This is a genomic window from Flavobacterium sp. CR10, from assembly GCF_055814415.1.
Genome location: NZ_CP185985.1, coordinates 5292547 through 5313764 on the forward strand (window position 1 = coordinate 5292547; position 21218 = coordinate 5313764).

At 33.8% G+C, this 21218-nt stretch carries 22 protein-coding genes; 16 read left to right on the forward strand and 6 right to left on the reverse strand.

The features are described 5' to 3' along the window. Window positions 1-221 precede the first annotated feature (221 nt). From ACNRYB_RS22185 to ACNRYB_RS22200, 4 genes are all read right to left on the reverse strand, one after another. Window positions 222-1067, reverse strand: a complete 846-nt coding sequence (locus ACNRYB_RS22185; protein WP_473728782.1) for a hypothetical protein — start codon at window positions 1065-1067, stop codon at window positions 222-224. Window positions 1068-1327: 260 nt separating this feature from the next. Then, window positions 1328-2404, reverse strand: coding sequence for a cytochrome d ubiquinol oxidase subunit II (gene cydB / locus ACNRYB_RS22190; RefSeq protein WP_129745295.1), 1077 nt, complete (start codon window positions 2402-2404; stop codon window positions 1328-1330). 2 nt (window positions 2405-2406) lie between these two features. Next, entirely contained in the window at window positions 2407-3753 is a 1347-nt protein-coding gene (locus ACNRYB_RS22195) for a cytochrome ubiquinol oxidase subunit I (RefSeq protein ID WP_473730262.1), read from the reverse strand. Between the two features lie 392 nt (window positions 3754-4145). Further along, window positions 4146-4736 carry an HD domain-containing protein gene (locus tag ACNRYB_RS22200; RefSeq protein ID WP_473728783.1) on the reverse strand — a complete coding sequence of 197 codons (591 nt, stop codon included), beginning with the start codon at window positions 4734-4736 and terminating at the stop codon, window positions 4146-4148. A 205-nt stretch (window positions 4737-4941) separates the two neighbouring features. On the opposite strand from ACNRYB_RS22200, the gene ACNRYB_RS22205 reads away from it, so the two are divergent. The 8 genes from ACNRYB_RS22205 to ACNRYB_RS22240 all read left to right on the forward strand — a co-directional run bounded on the left by ACNRYB_RS22205 (window position 4942) and on the right by ACNRYB_RS22240 (window position 12237). After that, the gene (locus ACNRYB_RS22205; RefSeq protein ID WP_473728784.1) at window positions 4942-6360 is read left to right on the forward strand and encodes an MBL fold metallo-hydrolase; all 1419 of its coding nucleotides are present in this window, start codon (window positions 4942-4944) and stop codon (window positions 6358-6360) included. Between the two features lie 170 nt (window positions 6361-6530). Then, window positions 6531-7100, forward strand: coding sequence for a YeeE/YedE family protein (locus ACNRYB_RS22210; protein WP_473728785.1), 570 nt, complete (start codon window positions 6531-6533; stop codon window positions 7098-7100). 10 nt (window positions 7101-7110) lie between these two features. After that, window positions 7111-7587, forward strand: coding sequence for a DUF6691 family protein (locus ACNRYB_RS22215; RefSeq protein WP_111363391.1), 477 nt, complete (start codon window positions 7111-7113; stop codon window positions 7585-7587). Window positions 7588-7590: 3 nt separating this feature from the next. Continuing rightward, window positions 7591-8109, forward strand: a complete 519-nt coding sequence (locus ACNRYB_RS22220; protein ID WP_473728786.1) for a GNAT family N-acetyltransferase — start codon at window positions 7591-7593, stop codon at window positions 8107-8109. A 551-nt stretch (window positions 8110-8660) separates the two neighbouring features. Continuing rightward, window positions 8661-10238: a glycerol-3-phosphate dehydrogenase/oxidase gene (locus ACNRYB_RS22225; protein ID WP_473728787.1), complete on the forward strand. Its 1578-nt coding sequence runs from the start codon at window positions 8661-8663 to the stop codon at window positions 10236-10238. A gap of 290 nt (window positions 10239-10528) precedes the next feature. Continuing rightward, a complete protein-coding gene (locus tag ACNRYB_RS22230) occupies window positions 10529-10987 on the forward strand; it encodes a MarR family winged helix-turn-helix transcriptional regulator (protein WP_091133484.1) in 459 nt (152 codons plus the stop codon). 13 nt (window positions 10988-11000) lie between these two features. Then, entirely contained in the window at window positions 11001-11633 is a 633-nt protein-coding gene (locus ACNRYB_RS22235; RefSeq protein WP_129745285.1) for an NAD(P)H-dependent oxidoreductase, read from the forward strand. Between the two features lie 37 nt (window positions 11634-11670). Further along, window positions 11671-12237, forward strand: a complete 567-nt coding sequence (locus tag ACNRYB_RS22240; RefSeq protein ID WP_473728788.1) for a YceI family protein — start codon at window positions 11671-11673, stop codon at window positions 12235-12237. Window positions 12238-12305: 68 nt separating this feature from the next. On the opposite strand, the gene ACNRYB_RS22245 is transcribed toward ACNRYB_RS22240, so the two are convergent. Beyond that, on the reverse strand, window positions 12306-12629 hold the full coding sequence (locus tag ACNRYB_RS22245) for a type II toxin-antitoxin system RelE/ParE family toxin (protein WP_473728789.1): 324 nt from the start codon (window positions 12627-12629) through the stop codon (window positions 12306-12308). After that, the gene (locus ACNRYB_RS22250) at window positions 12620-12856 is read right to left on the reverse strand and encodes a hypothetical protein (RefSeq protein WP_473728790.1); all 237 of its coding nucleotides are present in this window, start codon (window positions 12854-12856) and stop codon (window positions 12620-12622) included. The genes ACNRYB_RS22245 and ACNRYB_RS22250 overlap by 10 nt, the downstream gene beginning before the upstream one ends. A 230-nt stretch (window positions 12857-13086) precedes the next feature. Between ACNRYB_RS22250 and ACNRYB_RS22255 the strand changes: the two genes are divergently transcribed. The 8 genes from ACNRYB_RS22255 (at window position 13087) to trpB (ending at window position 21180) form a co-directional block, all read left to right on the forward strand. Next, window positions 13087-14367, forward strand: a complete 1281-nt coding sequence (locus tag ACNRYB_RS22255) for a hypothetical protein (protein WP_473728791.1) — start codon at window positions 13087-13089, stop codon at window positions 14365-14367. 300 nt (window positions 14368-14667) lie between these two features. Next, window positions 14668-16068, forward strand: coding sequence for an anthranilate synthase component I family protein (locus ACNRYB_RS22260; protein WP_473728792.1), 1401 nt, complete (start codon window positions 14668-14670; stop codon window positions 16066-16068). 99 nt (window positions 16069-16167) lie between these two features. Next, window positions 16168-16611: a lipoprotein gene (locus tag ACNRYB_RS22265; protein WP_473728793.1), complete on the forward strand. Its 444-nt coding sequence runs from the start codon at window positions 16168-16170 to the stop codon at window positions 16609-16611. An 81-nt stretch (window positions 16612-16692) separates the two neighbouring features. Further along, complete coding sequence (locus ACNRYB_RS22270) at window positions 16693-17259, forward strand: anthranilate synthase component II (RefSeq protein ID WP_473728794.1); 567 nt, start codon at window positions 16693-16695, stop codon at window positions 17257-17259. A gap of 97 nt (window positions 17260-17356) precedes the next feature. Continuing rightward, a complete protein-coding gene (trpD, locus tag ACNRYB_RS22275; protein WP_473728795.1) occupies window positions 17357-18349 on the forward strand; it encodes an anthranilate phosphoribosyltransferase in 993 nt (330 codons plus the stop codon). Window positions 18350-18423: 74 nt separating this feature from the next. Further along, window positions 18424-19209 carry an indole-3-glycerol phosphate synthase TrpC gene (gene trpC / locus ACNRYB_RS22280; RefSeq protein ID WP_473728796.1) on the forward strand — a complete coding sequence of 262 codons (786 nt, stop codon included), beginning with the start codon at window positions 18424-18426 and terminating at the stop codon, window positions 19207-19209. Between the two features lie 144 nt (window positions 19210-19353). Then, complete coding sequence (locus tag ACNRYB_RS22285; protein ID WP_354589311.1) at window positions 19354-19986, forward strand: phosphoribosylanthranilate isomerase; 633 nt, start codon at window positions 19354-19356, stop codon at window positions 19984-19986. Window positions 19987-19998: 12 nt separating this feature from the next. Next, entirely contained in the window at window positions 19999-21180 is a 1182-nt protein-coding gene (trpB, locus tag ACNRYB_RS22290) for a tryptophan synthase subunit beta (RefSeq protein WP_066033846.1), read from the forward strand. Window positions 21181-21218 lie beyond the last annotated feature (38 nt).

Below are 21218 nucleotides of genomic sequence, written 5' to 3' on the forward strand. Positions count from 1 at the left end.
AAAATACATATTTTTCTCACTACACAATTAAATTGCCTCCAGCTTTAGGTGGAGGTAAACAAATGTGTACAAAAAAGGCTTTAGCCAAAACCGCAAAGTTTGGCTAAAGCCCAATTCAAATTCAAACAAAAAACCTCCAGCTAAAGCTGGAGGCAATTGATTTCTGTTTCAAGAATCAATTTATCTAAAAATTTTTATTTTAAATTCCAATTTAAAACAAACTAAATATCATGTTTCCATTTTTTAGTTTCTTTGTCAAATTCTGCACGTACATAACGAATATATTTTACAGGAATTTTAGTGTCTTTATGCCTCTTTACCTCCCAATCTACCTTTGAATACAAATCCATGGCTTCTATCTCAAAATCGTTTAAAGGACGTTTACTTCTTACATCTATTTTTTTTAATAATTTAAAAACAGGGTGATAAACAAAATATGGTTCTGAATAGTGCATATCTAATCCCGAAAAACTAGAAATTAATTTTCCTTTTTCATCAATATACAATGCCAATACCATATAAGTCTTTTCATAATCTTTAATCTTTCCTGTTTTAAAAATTGAATCCAAATTTGTTATTGGTTTTGGATAATTAAATTCAGTTCTTTCATCATCATAATCATTATAGATGTAATCTTGTAATTTAAAATTATTCGCGTTGTTCAATAATTTTTGCATGTTTGCATCAATTCCTTTATTATTAAGAAGCCGTGAGTTAGTACAAATTTGGCTAAAATATAATTTTCCACCTTTTTCCTTTACCAAAACTAACCATTCTTGATTTAGATAGGCTTCTCTATAGCAAGAATCCCACGAACCTTTTTTTTGATAATAAGATGTGAAGGATATTTCTTTTGGAATCTTACCATTCTTATAACTTTCAAGCACATTAAATTTAATAGTATAAGTTGCCGAATCTTTACTAAAAGTTTTCTTCGTAATTACTCCTTTAAAAACATATTTTGAAGAATAAAATTCTAAAACTGGTTTAGGTGTATCACAACTGCAAGCAATTGCTTTTACAGACAGAAATAATAAAATAAGTATCGTTAGTATTTGTTTTTTCATAGATATTTTTCTGAATTGCCTCCAGTGTTAACTGGAGGTAAACAAATGTATACAAAAAAGGCTTTAGCCAAAAACCGCAAAGTTTGGCTAAAGCCCAATTTCAAATTCAACAAAAAACCTCCAGTTAAAACTGGAGGCAATTGATTTGATATTGAAGGAATTAAAATTCGTGTATTTCATAGTTACAAAATTCAGAATTCCATTCAAATCAAAATAAAAATTCGTGATCCCGATAGTTATCGGGAGTGGCTATAAAAAAATCAATGCTCCCCATAACCTACATCATCCATTTTACCGCTAAAAACACGATATTGAATAACAAAGTAAACAATCACCAGAAACAAAGCGATAAAAAACCAGCTCAAACCAGCGTTTAATCCGTATTCGTGAGCAGCAGTATTATAAATCGTTAATGACGGATTTACTTTATTGGTTGAAGGCAAAACATTTGGAAAAATCGAAACCGCTGTAGAAGCAAATCCTCCCAATAAAAATAAAGTCGAAAACAAAAATCCGTGACCGTCTTTTTTAAAAGAACGAACTTTGAATAATCCAGCAATTCCAACAAAAGTCATTAAAGGAAAAAACCAGAGAATCGGGTTTTCAACAAAATTATGAAATGGTTTCGGCTCGATAAAATGCCAAATTTGAAGCGAAATACAAACTAAAACCAATAGCACAATATTCAGGGCAAAAACCACTTTTTTCAATTTCGGATTCAGCGCCGAATTTGTTTTATAAATAATCCAGTTTGCGCCATGAATCGTTAATGCTACAACACTCACAATTCCTAAGAAAAGCGTAAACCAATCGATAATTCCCAATTCATTCGCTTGCGGACTAAAAGTCGGATTCCATAAAGGCAAAAAGAAATAATGTGCTTCTTGCGTAGAAACGCCATTTTGAACCATTCCCAAATTAACACCTCGAACGATATTTCCTAAAGCAATTCCGAAGAAAAGAGCCAAAAGTAAACTTGCAATTCCGAAAGCTTTATCCCAAATGCTTTCCCACATATGATTATGTACTTGACCACGCATTTCCAATCCGATGGCGCGAAAAATCAACAGCCATAAAATCATAATTAAAGGCAAATAAAATCCGCTAAAAGATGAAGCATATAAAGTTGGAAAAGCAAAAAACAGAACGCCTCCAGCTGCAATCAGCCAAACTTCATTGGCATCCCAAAATGGACCAATCGAATTGACAATTACTTTTTTATCTCTTTCTGTTTCGGCAAAAAATAAATGAATAATTCCTGCACCAAAATCATAGCCGTCTAAAACCAAATAAACAGCCAGAATTCCCATTAAAACTACGTACCAAAAAAATTCCATACTTATATTTTTTCTGTTGAAAGTTCCACATGACGCGGCCCTTTATTGATAATTTTTCCAACCAAAAGCAAAAACAGCATTCCCAGTAAAAGGTATAAACCGATAAACCCAAGCAATGTAAACAAGGTATTTCCTGACGAAACTGTTGGTGAAGCTCCAGATGCTGTTCGCATTAAATTATAAACCAGCCAAGGCTGCCTTCCTAATTCTGCCGTGTACCAGCCTGTGGTATTGGCAATATATGGAAATGGCATCATAAACATCAAAGACCATAAAAGCCATTTGGTTTCAAATAATTTCCCTCTTATTAATTGAAAAAGAGATAGCACCATTAATCCGATAAAAACGGTACCAAGACCAACCATAATATGATAGGCATAATACAATCCCGAAATATTAGTTGGATGCAGATCTTCTTCAAATTGATCTAAACCTTGAATTTCCTGATCCCAATTTCCATAAGTCAGGAAACTTAAAATATTCGGAACGCCAATTTTATTATCGAGTTTTTTATCTTTTACGTCTGGCTGACCGATTAAGACAATTTCTGAACCTTTCTTTTCGGTATGAAAAATTCCTTCCATTGCGGCAAAAGTCACAGGCTGATATTTCACCACATTTTTAGCCAATAAATCGCCTGTGGGAACAGCTACGATAATACTCGAAATCAATCCGAAGATTACTCCTGTTTTCAAGAACAATTTTCCGAAAGAAACATTTTTATTGCTTAAAATATAGAAAGCTCCAATTCCAGCCACAACAAAAGAACTTGTCACCAGAGAAGCGGCTTGATTGTGCAGAAAAGAAGGCCAAAGCCAAGGATTTAAGAATAGTGCTTGAAAGTTATTCAACACAAATTTTCCGTTTTCCAAGATTTCGTAACCCACAGGATTCTGCATCCATGAATGTGTGGCAATGATTAAAAAACCGCTGGCCCAAGAACCAATCATAATTAATAATCCGGTTACAAAATGCCATTTATGTCCCAGAAGTTTTTCTCCAAACAAAAATAAACCTAGAAAAGAAGATTCGAGAAAGAAAGAAAACATTCCTTCCATTGCCAAGGTCTGACCGATGATTCCCCCGGTTAATTCGGAGAATTTAGCCCAGTTGGTTCCAAACTGAAACTCCATTGGGATTCCTGTTACAACGCCCATTGCAAAATTGAGGGCGAAGATTTTCATCCAAAAATGGGTGGCGTGATTGTATTGTTCGTCTTGAGTTTTTAGATATTTCCACTTGAAGTACACAATGATGAGCGAAAGACCCATTGTAAGTTGCGGAAAGAGATAATGAAAAGTGATCGTGAAGGCAAATTGCATTCGATCATAAAAGAGCATTTCTTCCATAATGGTAATTTGTTTATGAAGTTCCACAAATTTAACCATTAGAACCCGAATTAACGCCCTTTAAAAAAAGTTTATCGCTCGATATTTGTTAAACTTTTCAACAATTTAAAGGGTAGAAATGACACTTGTTTTTTTTTTTGATTTACATACAGTTTGTCATTTCGACCGAATGGAGAAATCACACGCGGGATTCGACAAAGATTGGCGACATTCTATGTAGAGTTTCTAGCGTGATTTCTCCCTTCGGTCGAAATGACAAGATTGCGTATAGATTTACATGATCAAAAACATAACCCGTGGTTTCAACCACGGGAGACGTATTCTGATATGCATTGTGTTCCTGCGGTTGAAACCGCAGGCTATGTTTGATTTTGATTGCGTGTTATTATTGGTTATTTTTCTAAAATCCCCTTTTCAACACTTTCATTAATCAAACCTTCGGCATAATTCCAGATCGATTTAGAACCTTCTTTAATGACGCTTTTCTTTTCGTAAACTTTATCGTACTTCACTCCAAACTCTTTCCAAGTTCCGCCATTGTTTGATGTATTTTGCAATAATGGTTCAAGTCTGTCCATAGATTTTGCAAATTTGGCTTCGTTGGTTTCTCCAGCTTCAAATTCTTCCCAAATGGCAATTAATTCTTCAGCTTGTTTTTTAGGCAATAAACCAAAGATTCTATTTGCGGCCAAACGTTCTTCATCTGTATTCGAATGATTTTTCACTGTATCATAAATAAATACGTCTCCCGCATCAATTTCTACAATATCGTGAATCAAAACCATTTTTACCACTTTCAAAACATCAATCGGTTCATTTGAATGTTCTGCCAAAACAATTGCCATCAAAGCGAGATGCCAGCTGTGTTCTGCATCATTTTCACATCTGTCGCTGTTGAATAATTTTGTCTTGCGCTGAATGTATTTTACCTTATCAATTTCTTTTATAAAAGCAATCTGATCCAATAAGTCTTGTGTCTTCATTTTCTTTTTTGTTTTGAAATGACATTCGTCATATGCAAAATTAAAGCTTAAAGCGTAATTGCTCCACTTTAAATTTAATTTATCTCAAATGAATATGACAAACACCACATTTTTTTACACAAAAACCTAATTTCTGTAACATTAGTCACCTATTTTTTTAAAAAACAAGACTACCTTTGTCTTCCATTATTTTTATTACTGAATCATGAAAATAGAACAAATTTACACCGGATGCCTTGCTCAAGGGGCATATTATATTACTTCAAATGGCGAAGCGGCCATTATTGATCCGCTTAGAGAAATTCAGCCTTATCTGGATCGTTTAGAGCGCGACGGAGTGAAACTGAAATACATTTTTGAAACGCATTTCCACGCCGATTTCGTTTCTGGCCACGTTGATTTAAGCAAAGAAACAGGAGCTCCAATTGTTTACGGACCAAATGCTGCCTGTGAATTTGACTGCATTTCTGCAAAAGACGGACAGGAATTCAAAATCGGAAAAGTGACCATTAAAGTTTTGCACACTCCAGGTCATACAATGGAAAGCAGTACTTTTTTATTAATTGATGAAAACGGAAAAGACCATGCGATTTTCTCTGGCGACACTTTATTTATTGGTGATGTCGGACGTCCAGATTTAGCTCAAAAAGCGGCTGGAATGACACAAGATCAATTGGCTGGAATTTTATTTCATTCGTTAAGAGATAAAATCATGACTTTAGCTGATGACGTGATTGTTTATCCTGCACATGGTGCTGGAAGTGCTTGCGGAAAAAACATGAGCAAAAAAACCGTTTCGACTATTGGAAACCAAAAAGCAACCAATTATGCTTTGCGTGCTAACATGACTGAAGAAGAGTTCATCAAAGAAGTTACCGATGGCTTATTGCCTCCTCCTGCTTATTTCAGTATGAACGTGGCTATGAATAAAGGCGGTTACGAAAGCTTTGAAACGGTTCTAAACAACGGAATGAGAGCTATAAACGTAAAAGAATTTGAAGCCGTAGCGGAAGAAACTGGCGCTTTAATTCTAGATACAAGAAGTGCGGCTGATTTCAGCAAAGGATTTATTCCGCAATCTATTAATATTGGAATCAACGGTGATTTTGCTCCATGGGTTGGAACTTTAATTGCTGACGTAAAACAGCCAATTATATTGGTTACCGCAGCTGGTATGGAAGAAGAAACTGTAACGCGTTTGAGCCGTGTTGGTTTTGATACCATTATTGGACATCTAGAAGGTGGTTTTGAAGCTTGGCAAAATGCAGGTTTTGAAGTTGACACTGTAAATAGAATCTCTGCAGAACAGTTTGCAAATGAATTTAAATTTGGAGAAGATAAAGTTGTAGATATCCGTAAAGAGACAGAATACGCCGCAGAACATATAGATGACGCTTACAGCAAACCTTTGGCTTATATTAATGATTGGGTAAAAGACATTAATCCAAATGAGCATTTTTATTTGCATTGCGCTGGAGGTTACAGAAGTATGATTGCTGCCTCTATCCTTCAAGCAAGAGGTTTCAGAAATTTCTCTGAAGTTGAAGGAGGTTTTGGAGCAATTTCGAAAACCAATGTCCCTAAATCAGATTTTGTTTGTCAAAGTAAGGTTTTAAAAGCATAAACATTGAACATAAATTTTTACCATATAAGTGATATAAGTTCATTTTAGTTGGAATGTTTTTAAGTCCACTACTTATATTTTCTTAACTTTTCTAAGTTATATAAGAACTCCAACTTATAATTTCTTATATAACTTATATGGTAGAAAAATACTTAATCTTTAAATTATTTATGAGTATACTTGAAATTATAAGAGAACCTTGGCCTTGGTATATCGCAGGCCCTTTGATTGGATTAACTGTTCCAATTTTATTAATTATCGGAAATAAATCTTTCGGAATTAGTTCTTCATTGCGTCATATTTGTGCGGCCTGTGTTCCTGCAAATATTTCATTTTTTAAATACGACTGGAAAAAAGAAAGCTGGAATTTATTCTTCGTTCTTGGAATATTTTTCGGAGGTTTTATTGCTGCTCATTTTCTTTCGAATCCAAATCCTGTGGAAATTGCTCCTGAATTATCAGAGAAATTAGCCACTTACGGAATCACAGATCATAGCGGTTTAGTTCCTGCACAATTATTTTCTTGGGAAAGTTTATTGACGCTTCGCGGATTTATTATGATTGTCGTTGGCGGATTTCTAGTTGGTTTCGGAACTCGTTACGCCGGAGGATGCACAAGCGGACATGCGATTATGGGATTATCAAACTTACAATGGCCATCATTGGTAGCGACAATCTGTTTTATGATTGGCGGTTTTGTAATGGCACTTTTGATTTTACCTTATATTCTTTCACTTTAAAATTTCAAAAATGAGTTTAGAAAATAAAAATATAGACGGCGAAGGAATTAATGCTAGCCAGAAAAAAGAAACGGCATTAGCGAACCTTAAATACTTAATAGTTGGAATCTTTTTCGGAATTGTATTCGTAAAAGCGGAAATCATCAGCTGGTTCCGTATTCAGGAAATGTTCAATTTGGAATCTTTTCACATGTATGGCGTAATTGGATGCGCTGTTGCAGTTGGGCTAATATCAGTTCAGTTGATTAAAAAATTCAATATCAAAACTCTTGATGGAGAAAAAATCGAAATTCAGCCAAAGACTTTTAATAAAGGTCAAATCTATGGCGGATTATTATTTGGTTTTGGATGGGCCATTACAGGAGCTTGTCCAGGTCCGCTTTTTGCACAAATTGGCACAGGAGCAACTGTAATTGTAGTTACTTTGGTTAGCGCCATTGCCGGAACTTGGGTTTATGGTTTGATTAAAGATAAATTGCCTCATTAAAAAATGAATACAACAGAAAAGCTATCTCTAAGAAAAGCAAATCTTTCAGAAATACTTCAAATCTGGGAAATCCTGCAAGATGCTATCGAACAAAGACGTTTAGATGGAAGTACACAATGGCAGGATGGATATCCGAATGAACTTTCTATTAAAAGCGATATCGAAAATGATTACGGATATGTTTTTACAGAAGACGAATCGATTCTGGCTTATGCTGCTATTATTTTTGACAAAGAACCTGCTTACGAAAATATAGAAGGCAAATGGCTTACTGATGGCGACTATACTGTTGTGCATCGAGTAGCGGTTTCAAAATTGGCAAAGGGAAAAGGGATTGCAACCAAACTATTTGAGAATATTGAAGGCTTATCAGTTGAAAATAAAATTTACAGCATAAAAGTAGACACAAACTTCGATAATACTCCGATGTTGAAAATTTTAGACAGATTAAAATATACATATTGCGGTGAAGTCTATTTTAGAGGCTCTGCAAGAAAAGCATTTGAAAAACGATTGATATAAATATACAATCCGTAAAATTGTTAACCCGACTGGTTCTATGAATCTGTCGGGTTTTGCTTTTTTAAGAAGCAATTCATTCCGTAGGAATGTCTCATCGGTAGAATTTAAATCAAATTCCATTTATACGTTCCGTAGGAACGTTTTATTAATAGACCTATATATCATTTACAAAAAAAACAGATGTCCCTACAGGACACAATTCTGAACAATATTTTTTTTCTACCAACCAGATATTCCTACGGAATATTTCTAAGTTAGTTAAACCCTATAGGTTTTAAAATCTATCGTTTTTTGTATTTTAATGACCTATTCATTCCATAGGAATGTCTCATTGGTAGAATTTAAATTTAAATTCCATTGATACGTTCCGTAGGAACGTTTGATTCATCTTAGAATAAATAATTTCCATAAAAAAACAAACATCCTTACAGAACACAGTGCTAAATGATATTATTTATTTCTAGAAATCAGATATTCATACGGAATATTTCTTCATCAATTTTTAATTTCATTTCGTTAAGTTTGCTTTAAACAAAAAGTCCCGTATATATATGAACCGCTCCGAGCAATTAACCAAACTACAGAATACCGAAAAATGGGACGTAATAATAATTGGCGGAGGCGCAAGCGGTCTCGGGACGGCAGTTGATGCAGCAAGCCGTGGTTACAAAACTATTTTATTTGAAGCCGTAGATTTTGCAAAAGGAACTTCTAGCCGAAGCACCAAATTGGTTCATGGCGGAGTGCGCTATTTAGCGCAAGGAGATGTGCATTTAGTTCGAGAAGCATTAAAAGAACGAGGTTTATTAGCACAAAATGCAGCTCATTTAGTCAAAAACCAATCGTTTGTAATTCCGAATTATCATTTGCTTAGCGGTTATTTTTATACTATCGGATTAAAAATTTATGATCTTTTATCAGGTTTTTTAAGTTTAGGAAGTTCTAAATATCTTTCAAAAAAGAAAACTATCGAAATGCTTCCAAACGTTGAGGAAAAAGGTTTGGTCAATGGCGTTATTTATCATGACGGGCAATTTGATGATTCTCGTCTGGCTATAAATCTTGCTCAAACGGCCGTAGAAAATGGAGCTTGTCTTTTAAATTATATAAAGGTTATAAATTTATTGAAAGACGACAAAAACCAAATTATTGGCGTTACGGTTCAAGATCAGGAAAGCGGAATCAGTTATGATGTAAAAGGTTCTGCTGTAATAAATGCAACAGGAGTTTTTACAAACGCCATCATGAAATTAAATGATACAGTTTATAAAAAGTACATTGTTCCAAGTCAGGGAATTCATTTGGTACTTGATAAATCTTTTCTTCCAGGCGAAAATGCTTTAATGATTCCAAAAACAAAAGACGGAAGAGTTTTATTCGCTGTTCCGTGGCACAACCGAATTGTAGTTGGAACAACCGATACTTTAATAAAGAAACAAAGTTTAGAACCTATTGCTTTAGAAAGCGAAATCCAATTTGTTTTGGAAACCGCACAAAGATTCTTGGCAAAAAAGCCAGAAAGAAAAGATGTATTATCTGTTTTTGCTGGATTGCGTCCGTTGGCTGCACCGAAAGAAGAAGGCAAAAGTACCAAAGAAGTTTCTAGAAGCCATAAAATTATAGTTTCTGAAACGGGTCTTATTACTATTACGGGAGGAAAATGGACAACTTACAGAAAAATTGCTGAGGATATTATTGATAAAGCCATTAAGACTGGCAAATTGCAACCTAAAGAATGCCGTACAGAACATCTTTCCATTCATGGAAATCAGCCAACGAATGCTGCAGACAGAGAAAATCACCTTTATATATATGGTACTGATATTTCGAAAATAATTGAATTACAGGAAAGCGAACCCGAATTAAAAGAAAAACTGCATCCCAATCATGAATTTACAATGGCAGAAGTTGTTTGGGCAATCCGTTACGAAATGGCAAGAACTGTAGACGATATTTTAGCAAGAAGAGTTCGTTTATTATTCTTAGATGTGAGAGCTGCTATTGAAGTTTCGGAAAAAACCGCAAGAGCGATTGCCAAAGAATTAGGACACGATGAAGGTTGGATAAACACAGAAATTGCCAATTTTAGACAAATTGCGAAGGGTTTTCTTTTGTCTGAATTTCAATAAATCACTAAATCCCTTTGATTCTGAGAATCTTTCAGCTTAAATGCATCTTACAAAAATCGGTTAAGAAATATTTTATACGCAAAATTTCATTCGACATTAAAAAAACCATTAATTCACAACATATCAAGCCTTTACAACAAAAATTATTTTAATTTTATCATCTAAAAAACATTCTCTGTAGTTCCTTGAAAAACCTGCTTTAAACGTATTAACAAAAAATTAACACAACATTTGTATATACAACTATTAAAAGTTATACATTTGTATATACAAATTATACACTTACGACTATGACAATTGAAGAGGTTATTAAGAGTACGGTTAAGATGGATAATGCGAAAAAAGTTATTCTGAATATCATGTACACGCAGAATGTGGTTCAGGATCATTTCAACGAGTTGCTGAAACCGTATGATTTATCTGGCGAACAGTACAATGTGTTACGTATATTAAGAGGACAAAAAGGGAAACCTGCTAATATGTGCGTGATACAAGAACGAATGCTTGCTAAAACGAGCAACACAACACGTTTGGTAGATAAATTATTATTGAAGGATTTTGTTACGCGAAATGTCTGTCCAGATAATCGAAGAAAAATCGAAGTTTCGATTACACAAAAAGGATTGGATGTTTTAAAAGAGTTAGATCCGAAAGTTGATGAACACGAACAAATGTTTGCAAATAATTTAAAACCTGAAGAATTAGTTTTCCTAAATCAATTATTAGAAAAATATAGAACCAACAAATAAAATAATAAAAACTATGAGCAATTTCTTAGAAAATCAAAATTGGAGATACGCAACTAAACAGTTTGATGCTTCAAAAAAGATATCTGATGCAGATTTAAATACATTAAAAGAAGCCGTTAGATTAAGTGCTTCTTCATACGGATTACAACCTTATAAAGTAGTTATTGTTGAAAATCCAGAATTAAGAGAAAAATTAAAAGGTGCTGCTTGGGGACAAACTCAAATTACCGACGCTTCTCACCTATTCATTTTTGCAAATGACTTAAACCTTGATGCTGGTTCAGTTGACAAATATATCAGCAACATCAGCGAAGTAAGAGGTCTTCCAGCTGAGGCTTTAGGCGGATTTAGCGATATGATGAAAAATGTAATTGCTAATTTATCTGAAGACGCAAAACACATCTGGACTGCAAAACAAACTTATTTAGCTTTAGGAAACTTATTAAATGCAGCTGCTGAATTAAAAATTGATGCAACTCCAATGGAAGGTTTCAATGCAGCACAATTTAATGAAATCTTAGGTTTCGATAAATTAGGCTTAAACGCTTCAGTTATTGCAACTGTAGGTTACAGACATGATGATGACAAATCTCAGCACTTCAAAAAAGTTAGAAAATCACACGAGGAATTATTTATCACTATATAATTATTTATTAATCAAATTCAAATTTAATTTTAAAAACATGAAAAATTTAAAAACTATTGCAATAGCATTATTCGTAGCAACAGCTGGAATCTCAGTAAACGCTCAAACTAAAAAAATCGACGTAAAAGCATCTACAATTAAATGGGTAGGTAAAAAAGTAACTGGAGAGCACTCTGGAACTGTAAACTTCAAAGAGGGAGCTCTTGTTTTCAAAGGAAAAAAATTAGCTGGTGGTAACTTTACGGTTGACATGACTTCATTAACTTCTACAGATTTAACTGGAGAATACCAAGGAAAATTAAACGGTCACTTAAAAGCTGACGATTTCTTTGGAACTGACAAATTCCCAACTTCAAAATTAGTTTTCAAAACTATCGGTGCAAAATCTGCTGACGTTTATACTGTAACTGCAGACTTAACTATCAAAGGAATCACTAAACCTGTAACTTTTGATATCACTGTAAAAGGAAACACTGCTACAACTGCTTTCAAAGTTGACAGAACTAAATATGATATTAAATACGGTTCAGGTAGCTTCTTCGACGGTTTAGGAGATAAAACTATCAACGACGAATTTGAATTAGCTGTAGCTTTAAAATTCTAATATTTCAAGCTTACTAATTCAGAAATACAATAAACCCCAACAGTTTTATACTGTTGGGGTTTATTTTTTTACGTACTTCTTGTAATTTTTATTGGATTTTGTCTTGTATCAAAAACATCCAAAATTTCAATTGAATTTCTCTTTAAATTAATCCAATAAATAATTTTATAATTTTTATAAACCAAATATCGTATTTCTTCAGAGTAGCTTTCTAAAAGTTCCTCTTTTTGTCCTATTGCATTTGTTGGCTTTGGTTTTAATTTTAGAGTTTCTTTCGTAATCCCAAGTACAATCTTTTTCGCAACAGTTAGGCTTACCTCTTCCTTATAATAATCAAAAATCTTTTTTAATTCACTTTTAGAAAAATCAGTCCAATAAATTTTCAACTCCATTTCTCAATCTCAGAAATTAACTCATCAACATCTGTTATTCTTTCATTTTTAGAATCGTCTAAAGAGCCAACAATTCTTTTATGAAATTCAGAAATAGACATTGGTTTTAATTCTAAATCTTCTTTAATTTCTTTTTTTAGCAATTTTTCAAACTGAGAAATTGCCTTCTCACTTTCAAGTTTAAGAAAGTCTCTAATAAAAATCACTTTTCGAGTATCTAAATCCATTTCTTTTATTTTTATCAAAGTTACAAATTATCCTTAAATGAAAATTTAATTGCAAATAATTTTAAAATAGACTTTTAGTACAAAAAAAGACCTTAACCCTTTTCAAAAACTTAACATTCTTAATAATATAGTAACTCTTTCGTAATAAGCATCAGGACTTTGATTAACATACGGCTTCTATTTTTGGGACAATCAAAAAAAGTCAAAAACTAGAAATTAAAATTAGAGTTATGAAAACAAAATTACATTTTGCATGCATAATCTTCATTATCAGCTTTTTCGTACAGGCTCAGCAACAGCCAAAAGGAATTATTGGTTCTTCAAACTGGATGACTAACTGGACGAGCTTTAAACCTGCTGGCAATGACTATGGAGAAGCAACAAATATAATTGCTGGAACTATTGATAAAGACACTCGATTAGTAAAGCGTAATATTTATCATTTAGTTGGTGTTGTGTACGTTACAAACAATGCAACTCTAACGATCGAGCCTGGAACGGTTATAAGGGGTGATGATAAAACTTGCGGAACTCTTGTCATCACAAATGGTTCTAAAATAGTGGCAGAAGGACTAGAAACTGACCCCATTGTTTTTACCTCTGAAAATGAAATAAACAACAGAAAACCAGGTGACTGGGGCGGAATTATTATTTTAGGAAAAGCTCCGATAAATTCTTTAGGAGGAATTCACACTTTGCCTTTCGATTTAGATCCAACTTTAAATCATTACGGAGGTCAAGATTCTGAGGATAATTCAGGAATTATGAAATATGTGAGAATCGAATATGCAGGAAGAAAATTAAGCGCTTCTAAAGAATTAAACGGTCTTTCTCTTGCTGGTGTTGGAAGAAAAACAACTATCAGCCATGTTCAAATCAGTTACTCAAATGATGATTCTTTTGAATGTTATGGAGGCGATTTGAATCTAAGTAATTTAGTTTCGTACAGAACAACTGATGATGATTTTGATTTTACGCAAGGAGCTCAAATTAATATCTCAAACAGTATTGCAATTCGCCATCCGTTTTCTTCAGATATTTCAGGTTCGAGATGTTTTGAGGTAGATTCATATGAAAAAGTTGCTTCTACGGACATGACCAAAAAGATGACTAAAATCAATGCAAGCAACATTACATTGGTTAATTTAGAAGAAAACAACCAAGGTTTGGTTAGAGAATCTGCTTACATCAAAGAAAATACATTTTTCAACTTAACGAATAGTGTGATTTCAGGTTTTGCTCCTTTTATTTTATTGGAAGGAAATATCGGAAACGGTGAAGCTAATTTGTCTAAAATTAGTTTCAAAAACGTTGTGGCAAACAATTGTACAGGTGAAATTGAAAGTGAATCTGGAAGCAATATTCCAGGTATAAAAAGCTATTATGGCAATCCAACTTACGGAATAGAATACACAAAAATGAAACTTAACGAGCTATTTTCGCTTCCAAACATCAAAGGAAATCCAGATTTTAGATTAAACGTAAACAACACGATAGCAAGTGGAAACTAAGGAGTTATAGAAGAATTCTGAATCAAAATTTAACAAATTTTAAAAATTCGAAAAGTTTTTTTTCAAATTTTATGTACTCTAATTAAAATTACATTTATATCTTTGTCACATCAAAATAAAGAAATGAGAACAATTTTAAACAATACTTGGTGGTGGAGCAATTTACGTCAGACGTCGTGAACGAAGCTTCCTATGGTATTGTAAGAAATATAAAAATATAAAGGGCTTGTCATCACGACAAGCCCTTTTTTTTTGATCAAAACCGAAACATAAATTAACAACACATAAAAACTATATATTTTGAAACCTTTTATTCTTAATACACATTACAAACAAATTCTGGCAGATACGGTTACGCCAGTGAGCATTTATTTCAAAATCAGAGATAAATTCCCAAACAGCTTATTGCTGGAAAGTAGTGATTATCACGGAAATGACAACAGTTTCTCTTACATCTGCTGTAATCCTATTGCTACTATAAAAATCGAAAACGAAGTTATTTCTAAAACTTTTCCTGACGGAACTTCAGAGAAAACAGCTATTGATGCTTCAACTAATATTCCGCAAGTAATTCAAGAATTTTCAAGTCAGTTTAAAGCAGAAAAGAACGATTTTAAATTCATCAACAATGGTTTATTTGGCTACATTTCTTATGATGCTGTTCGTTACTTCGAAAAAGTTTCAATTGCAAAAAAAGACAATGCGACTTCTATTCCAGATGTTTTTTATGCTGTTTATCAAAACATTATTGCAATTAACCACTTCAAAAATGAAGCTTACATCTTCTGCCATAGTGTAGATAACAAAAACAACATTGCAGAAATCGAACAATTATTGCAATCAAGAAATATAGCTTCTTATAAATTTTCTAAAGAAGGAGAAGGTTTCTCTAACTTAACTGATGAAGAATTTAAAGCAAATGTGGCTTTAGCCAAAAAACATTGCTACCGTGGAGATGTTTTCCAACTAGTTCTTTCTCGAAGATTTACACAAGGTTTCAAAGGAGACGAATTTAATGTGTACAGAGCTTTAAGAAGCATCAACCCTTCTCCATATTTATTCTTTTTTGATTACGGCGATTTCAAAATATTTGGTTCTTCTCCAGAAGCTCAAATTATCGTAAAAAACAGAAAAGCTGAAATTCACCCAATTGCAGGAACTTTCAAAAGAACAGGAAACGACGAACGTGATGCACTTTTAGCAAAAGAGCTTTCAGAAGACAAAAAAGAAAATAGTGAACACGTAATGTTAGTAGATTTGGCTAGAAATGATTTAAGCCGAAACGGACACGATGTAAATGTAGAAAAATACAGAGAGGTTCAGTTTTTCTCTCACGTAATTCACTTGGTTTCGAAAGTTACAGGACATTTACATGATAAAGCGACAACGATGCAAGTCGTAGCAGACACTTTTCCAGCAGGAACTTTGAGCGGTGCTCCAAAACACAGAGCGATGCAATTAATTGAAGAATGCGAAAAAACAAACCGTAACTTCTATGGAGGTGCAATCGGTGTTATGGATTTTGACGGAAACTTTAACCACGCCATTATGATTCGAACTTTCCTTTCTAAAAACCATCAGTTGCACTGTCAAGCAGGGGCTGGAATCGTAGCAAGTTCTGACGAAGAAAGCGAAATGCAGGAAGTTTACAATAAATTAAGAGCATTGAATACAGCCTTAGAAATGGCGGAACAGATTTAGTTTCAAGTTTTTTTAGTTTCATGTTTCAAGTTATTGGAACGTGAAACCTGAAACGTTAAACCTTAAACAATTAAAAACAAACCATAAAAACCACAAACTATGAAAAAAGTAGTATCATTTTTAGTTTTAATCATTACCCTTAGTTCTTGCAATTCAGAAAAAAAGCAAAATCCGATTGAAGGAACCTGGCGTCTTATATCGGCTGAAACGACTGAGAAAGATTCAACGTTCTCGACTTTCAATTCAAAAACAAAAATGATTAAGATTATTAACAATACACATTTTGCTTTTTTTAATCATGATTTAAAACACGGAAAAGATACAACAGCAGCATTATTCTTTGGCGGAGGCGGAAAATATACTTTAAAAGACAGTGTTTATACAGAACATTTAGAGTTCTTCAACAACCGCGATTGGGAAGACAACAAATTTGAATTTGTGGTGAAAGTTCAAAACGACACTCTAATTCAAAAAGGAATAGAAAAAGTAGAAAAATTAGGAGTAGATCGTGTTATCGTAGAAAAATACGTTCGAGAAAAATAAAATTTAGTTGCCAGTCTCAGTCTTAGTTTTTAGCAAAAAACTTAGCATCTCAGAATCTTAGCAACTCAGCACCTTAAAAAAATGAAAAAGATTTTAGTTATAGACAATTACGATAGTTTCACTTACAACTTAGTGCACTATTTAGAAGATTTAAACTGCGAAGTAACCGTTTACAGAAACGACGAATTTGATATCGATGAAATCGCTTCTTTTGAGAAAATATTACTTTCTCCTGGACCTGGAATTCCAGACGAAGCAGGTTTGTTAAAAGCAGTTATCGAAAAATACAGTCCAACAAAAAGTATTCTTGGCGTTTGTTTAGGCCAACAAGCAATCGGTGAAGTTTTTGGAGGAACGCTTTCAAACCTTGATAAAGTATATCACGGAGTGGCTACAAATGTGAAAACAGTAGTAGACGACGAAATTCTTTTTGAAGGTTTAGGAAAAGAATTCGAAGTTGGAAGATACCACTCTTGGGTAGTTGACAGCAATTTACCCGAAGATTTAGAAGCCACTTCGGTAGATGAAAATGGACAAATCATGTCTTTGCGTCACAAAAATTATGATGTAAGAGGTGTTCAATTTCACCCAGAAAGCGTTTTAACACCAAACGGAAAAAGGATTTTGGAGAATTGGATAAAGAGTTAATAATCAGTGTACAGAATTTTAGTGTTCAGTCGCAGTTTACAGTCACAGTAAAAAACTTAGAATCTCAGCATCTTAGAACCTTAGCAACTTTAAAAAAATGAAAACTATATTAAATAAATTAATCAACCACGAAGTGCTTTCTAAAGAAGAAGCAAAACAAGTATTGATTAATATCTCAAGCGGTCAGTATAATCCAAGTCAGATTTCGGCATTTTTGACTGTTTTTATGATGCGAAGCATAACAATTGACGAACTTTCGGGATTTCGCGAAGCTTTGTTAGATTTATGCATTCGTGTCGATTTATCAGCCTATAGCACAATCGATTTATGCGGAACGGGCGGTGACGGAAAAGATACTTTCAATATTTCAACTTTAGCTTCTTTTGTATCAGCAGGAGCAGGAATAAAAGTGGCAAAACATGGAAATTATGGAGTTTCATCTATTTCTGGATCAAGCAACGTAATGGAAAAAATGGGAATAAAATTCAGCAACGACCCTTCGTTTTTAGAAAAATGTATTGATCAAGCTGGAATCTGTGTTTTGCACGCTCCCCTATTTCACCCAGCTATGAAAAATGTTGGCCCAATTAGAAAAGAATTGGCAGTAAAAACATTCTTTAATATGTTAGGACCAATGGTAAATCCATCATTCCCGCAAAATCAATTGGTTGGGGTTTTCAACTTAGAATTGGCAAGAATGTACGCTTATTTATATCAAAATACCGATGTAAATTTTACCATTTTACATTCGCTTGACGGATATGACGAAATTTCATTAACTGGCCCAACAAAAACAATTTCGAACCATATGGAAGGAATGTTGAATCCAGAAGATTTTGGTGTTCATCTTTTATCTCAAACAGAAATCGAAGGTGGAAAAACCATCGAAGAATCAGCACAAATCTTTACTAATATTATTTCAGGAAAAGGAAACGAAGCTCAAAATAATGTAGTTTGTGCCAATGCAGCAATGGCAATTGCAACAGTTACAAAATGCTCTCCAAAAGAAGGATTTGAAATCGCAAAAGAAAGTCTATTGTCAGGAAAAGGATTAAAAGCTTTACAGAAACTACAAGAATTAAGTAAATAAAAAACAAACACAAATTTCACGAATTAGCACTAATTAAATTTGCGCCTTTGTGACTTCGTGGCAAAACAACAACAATGAACATTTTAGATAAAATAATAATAGACAAAAAAAGAGAAGTCATTCTGAAGAAATCAATTATTCCAGTTTCTCAATTGGAAGCTTCAGTTTTTTTTGGAAAACAGACTATTTCTCTAAGCCAGAAATTAAAAGAAAGCAATTCTGGGATTATTGCAGAACACAAACGCCGTTCACCATCAAAATCAATCATCAACAATAATTTTACTGTTGAAGAAGTAGTTAAAGGTTATGAAAATGCTGGCGCTTGCGGAATTTCAGTTTTAACCGATGGAAAATATTTCGGAGGTTCTCTTGACGATTTACTTTTAGCAAGAGCTTCAGTAAATATTCCGCTTTTGCGAAAAGAATTTATTGTAGACGAATACCAGATTTTAGAAGCAAAAGCTCACGGAGCCGATTTAATTTTATTAATCGCAGCGGTTTTAACCCGAGAAGAAATTAAATCATTATCTGAATTTGCTAAAAATTTAGGTTTAGAAGTTTTATTGGAAGTTCACAATCAAGAAGAATTGGAAAAATCAATTATGCCAAGTTTAGACATGATTGGCGTAAACAATAGAAACCTAAAAACATTTGAAGTAAGTTTAGATTTCAGTAAAGAATTAGCCTCACAAATCCCGAATGATTTTGTAAAAGTTTCGGAAAGCGGTATTTCTTCAATCGAAGCAATCCAAGAACTAAAACCTTACGGTTACAAAGGTTTCTTAATTGGAGAAAACTTCATGAAAACCGACAACGCAGGTAAGGTTGCAGCAGAATTTATTAGCAATTTAAGTCAATAAAGGTTTGCCACAAAGTCACAAAGGCGCAAATTTAATTTGTGGGAGTTTATAAAATAATAAACTTAGTGTCTTAGCGCCTTTGCAACAAAAACAAAGAAAAAAAACTTAGTGTCTTAGCGCCTTCGTGGCAAAACAAATAAAAAAATGAAACTCAAAATATGCGGTATGAAATATCCTGAAAATATCCTCGAAGTAGGCGCACTTTTGCCTGACTATATGGGATTTATTTTCTGGGAAAAATCCGCGCGATATTTTAACGGAACAATTCCTGAACTTATAAAAACAGTCAAAAAAGTAGGCGTTTTTGTAGATCAAAGTCAGGAAGAAATTCTTGAAAAAGTCGCAAAATACAATTTACAAGCCGTTCAATTACACGGAAATGAATCCGTTGAATTTTTATCAGAACTAAAAGAACAATTGCCTAAAAAAGTAGAAATCATAAAAGTTTTTTCTGCCGATGAAAATTTTGATTTTGAAGTTATAAAACCTTTTGAGCCAGTCAGCGATTATTTTTTGTTTGACACCAAAGGAAAACTGCCTGGCGGAAACGGAACAACTTTCGATTGGACCATATTAAAAAAATACAATTCCAAAAAACCTTTCTTTTTGAGCGGTGGAATCGGAATGAAGGAATTAAAAGCTATTGAAGAAATTTCAAAAACCAATTTACCAATCTACGCTGTCGATGTAAATAGTAAATTTGAAATTGAACCAGGGCTAAAAAACAGAAATTTATTTAGCAATTTCAAACGCAAATTTGATGTTGCCAACTTTTAAAATTTAAAAAAAATGAGTTTTAACGTTAACGAAAAAGGATATTACGGAGAATTTGGAGGAGCCTATATTCCTGAAATGCTTTATCCGAATGTAGAAGAATTACGTCAGAAGTATTTAAGTATAATGGATGAACCTGATTTTAAAGCTGAGTTCAACCAATTGCTGAAAGATTATGTTGGGCGCCCTAGTCCGTTGTATTTTGCAAAACGTTTATCTGAAAAATACAACACCAAAGTATATCTAAAAAGAGAAGACTTAAATCATACAGGAGCACATAAAGTAAATAATACGATTGGTCAGATTTTATTAGCAAAACGTCTAGGCAAAAAAAGAATTATTGCCGAAACTGGAGCTGGACAGCACGGTGTAGCAACTGCAACGGTTTGCGCATTAATGGGAATTGAATGCATCGTTTATATGGGTGAAATCGACATTGCTCGTCAGGCACCAAACGTTGCGCGTATGAAAATGTTAGGCGCAGAAGTTCGTCCAGCGCTTTCAGGTTCAAGAACTTTAAAAGATGCCACGAACGAAGCGATCCGTGATTGGATTAATAATCCTGTTGATACACATTATATTATTGGGTCTGCAATTGGACCGCATCCATATCCAGATATGGTGACGCGTTTTCAAAGCATTATTTCAGAAGAAATCAAATGGCAATTGAAAGAAAAAGAAGGACGTGAAAATCCTGATTATGTCGTGGCTTGTATCGGCGGAGGAAGTAATGCTGCGGGAACTTATTACCACTTTTTACACGAACCGGAAGTTGGAATCATTGCGGTTGAAGCAGCTGGAAAAGGAGTTGACAGCGGTCATAGTGCTGCAACGAGCAAATTAGGAAAAGTTGGTGTTATCCATGGCTGTAAAACACTTTTAATGCAAACACCAGACGGACAAATTACAGAACCATATTCTATTTCAGCAGGTTTAGATTATCCTGGAGTTGGACCTTTGCACGCACATTTGGCACAAACTGGACGTGGCGAATTTTTCTCTGTAACCGATGATGATGCTATGAATGCAGGTTTACAGCTTACAAAATTGGAAGGAATTATTCCAGCGATTGAAAGTGCGCACGCATTTGCTGTTTTAGACCAGAAAAAATTCAAACCAAGCGATATTGTTGTAATTAGTCTTTCTGGCCGTGGCGATAAAGATTTAGATAATTATATTGAATATTTTAAATTGTAATAAAAGTTATACTTTTGGTGTTACCGCTTGAGCGGGTC

What these genes read in the sequence shown, in the direction of transcription:
- ACNRYB_RS22235 (WP_129745285.1), top strand. Translation starts at nt 11,001, where the DNA reads ATGAGCAATTTCTTAGAAAATCAAAATTGGAGATACGCAACTAAACAG.
- ACNRYB_RS22205 (WP_473728784.1), top strand. Translation starts at nt 4,942, where the DNA reads ATGAAAATAGAACAAATTTACACCGGATGCCTTGCTCAAGGGGCATAT.
- trpC (WP_473728796.1), top strand. Translation starts at nt 18,424, where the DNA reads ATGAACATTTTAGATAAAATAATAATAGACAAAAAAAGAGAAGTCATT.
- ACNRYB_RS22270 (WP_473728794.1), top strand. Translation starts at nt 16,693, where the DNA reads ATGAAAAAGATTTTAGTTATAGACAATTACGATAGTTTCACTTACAAC.
- ACNRYB_RS22255 (WP_473728791.1), top strand. Translation starts at nt 13,087, where the DNA reads ATGAAAACAAAATTACATTTTGCATGCATAATCTTCATTATCAGCTTT.
- trpB (WP_066033846.1), top strand. Translation starts at nt 19,999, where the DNA reads ATGAGTTTTAACGTTAACGAAAAAGGATATTACGGAGAATTTGGAGGA.
- trpD (WP_473728795.1), top strand. Translation starts at nt 17,357, where the DNA reads ATGAAAACTATATTAAATAAATTAATCAACCACGAAGTGCTTTCTAAA.
- ACNRYB_RS22195 (WP_473730262.1), bottom strand. Translation starts at nt 3,753, where the DNA reads ATGGAAGAAATGCTCTTTTATGATCGAATGCAATTTGCCTTCACGATC.
- ACNRYB_RS22285 (WP_354589311.1), top strand. Translation starts at nt 19,354, where the DNA reads ATGAAACTCAAAATATGCGGTATGAAATATCCTGAAAATATCCTCGAA.
- ACNRYB_RS22265 (WP_473728793.1), top strand. Translation starts at nt 16,168, where the DNA reads ATGAAAAAAGTAGTATCATTTTTAGTTTTAATCATTACCCTTAGTTCT.
- ACNRYB_RS22225 (WP_473728787.1), top strand. Translation starts at nt 8,661, where the DNA reads ATGAACCGCTCCGAGCAATTAACCAAACTACAGAATACCGAAAAATGG.
- ACNRYB_RS22240 (WP_473728788.1), top strand. Translation starts at nt 11,671, where the DNA reads ATGAAAAATTTAAAAACTATTGCAATAGCATTATTCGTAGCAACAGCT.
- ACNRYB_RS22210 (WP_473728785.1), top strand. Translation starts at nt 6,531, where the DNA reads ATGAGTATACTTGAAATTATAAGAGAACCTTGGCCTTGGTATATCGCA.
- ACNRYB_RS22220 (WP_473728786.1), top strand. Translation starts at nt 7,591, where the DNA reads ATGAATACAACAGAAAAGCTATCTCTAAGAAAAGCAAATCTTTCAGAA.
- ACNRYB_RS22200 (WP_473728783.1), bottom strand. Translation starts at nt 4,736, where the DNA reads ATGAAGACACAAGACTTATTGGATCAGATTGCTTTTATAAAAGAAATT.
- ACNRYB_RS22215 (WP_111363391.1), top strand. Translation starts at nt 7,111, where the DNA reads ATGAGTTTAGAAAATAAAAATATAGACGGCGAAGGAATTAATGCTAGC.
- ACNRYB_RS22185 (WP_473728782.1), bottom strand. Translation starts at nt 1,067, where the DNA reads ATGAAAAAACAAATACTAACGATACTTATTTTATTATTTCTGTCTGTA.
- cydB (WP_129745295.1), bottom strand. Translation starts at nt 2,404, where the DNA reads ATGGAATTTTTTTGGTACGTAGTTTTAATGGGAATTCTGGCTGTTTAT.
- ACNRYB_RS22230 (WP_091133484.1), top strand. Translation starts at nt 10,529, where the DNA reads ATGACAATTGAAGAGGTTATTAAGAGTACGGTTAAGATGGATAATGCG.
- ACNRYB_RS22250 (WP_473728790.1), bottom strand. Translation starts at nt 12,856, where the DNA reads ATGGATTTAGATACTCGAAAAGTGATTTTTATTAGAGACTTTCTTAAA.
- ACNRYB_RS22245 (WP_473728789.1), bottom strand. Translation starts at nt 12,629, where the DNA reads ATGGAGTTGAAAATTTATTGGACTGATTTTTCTAAAAGTGAATTAAAA.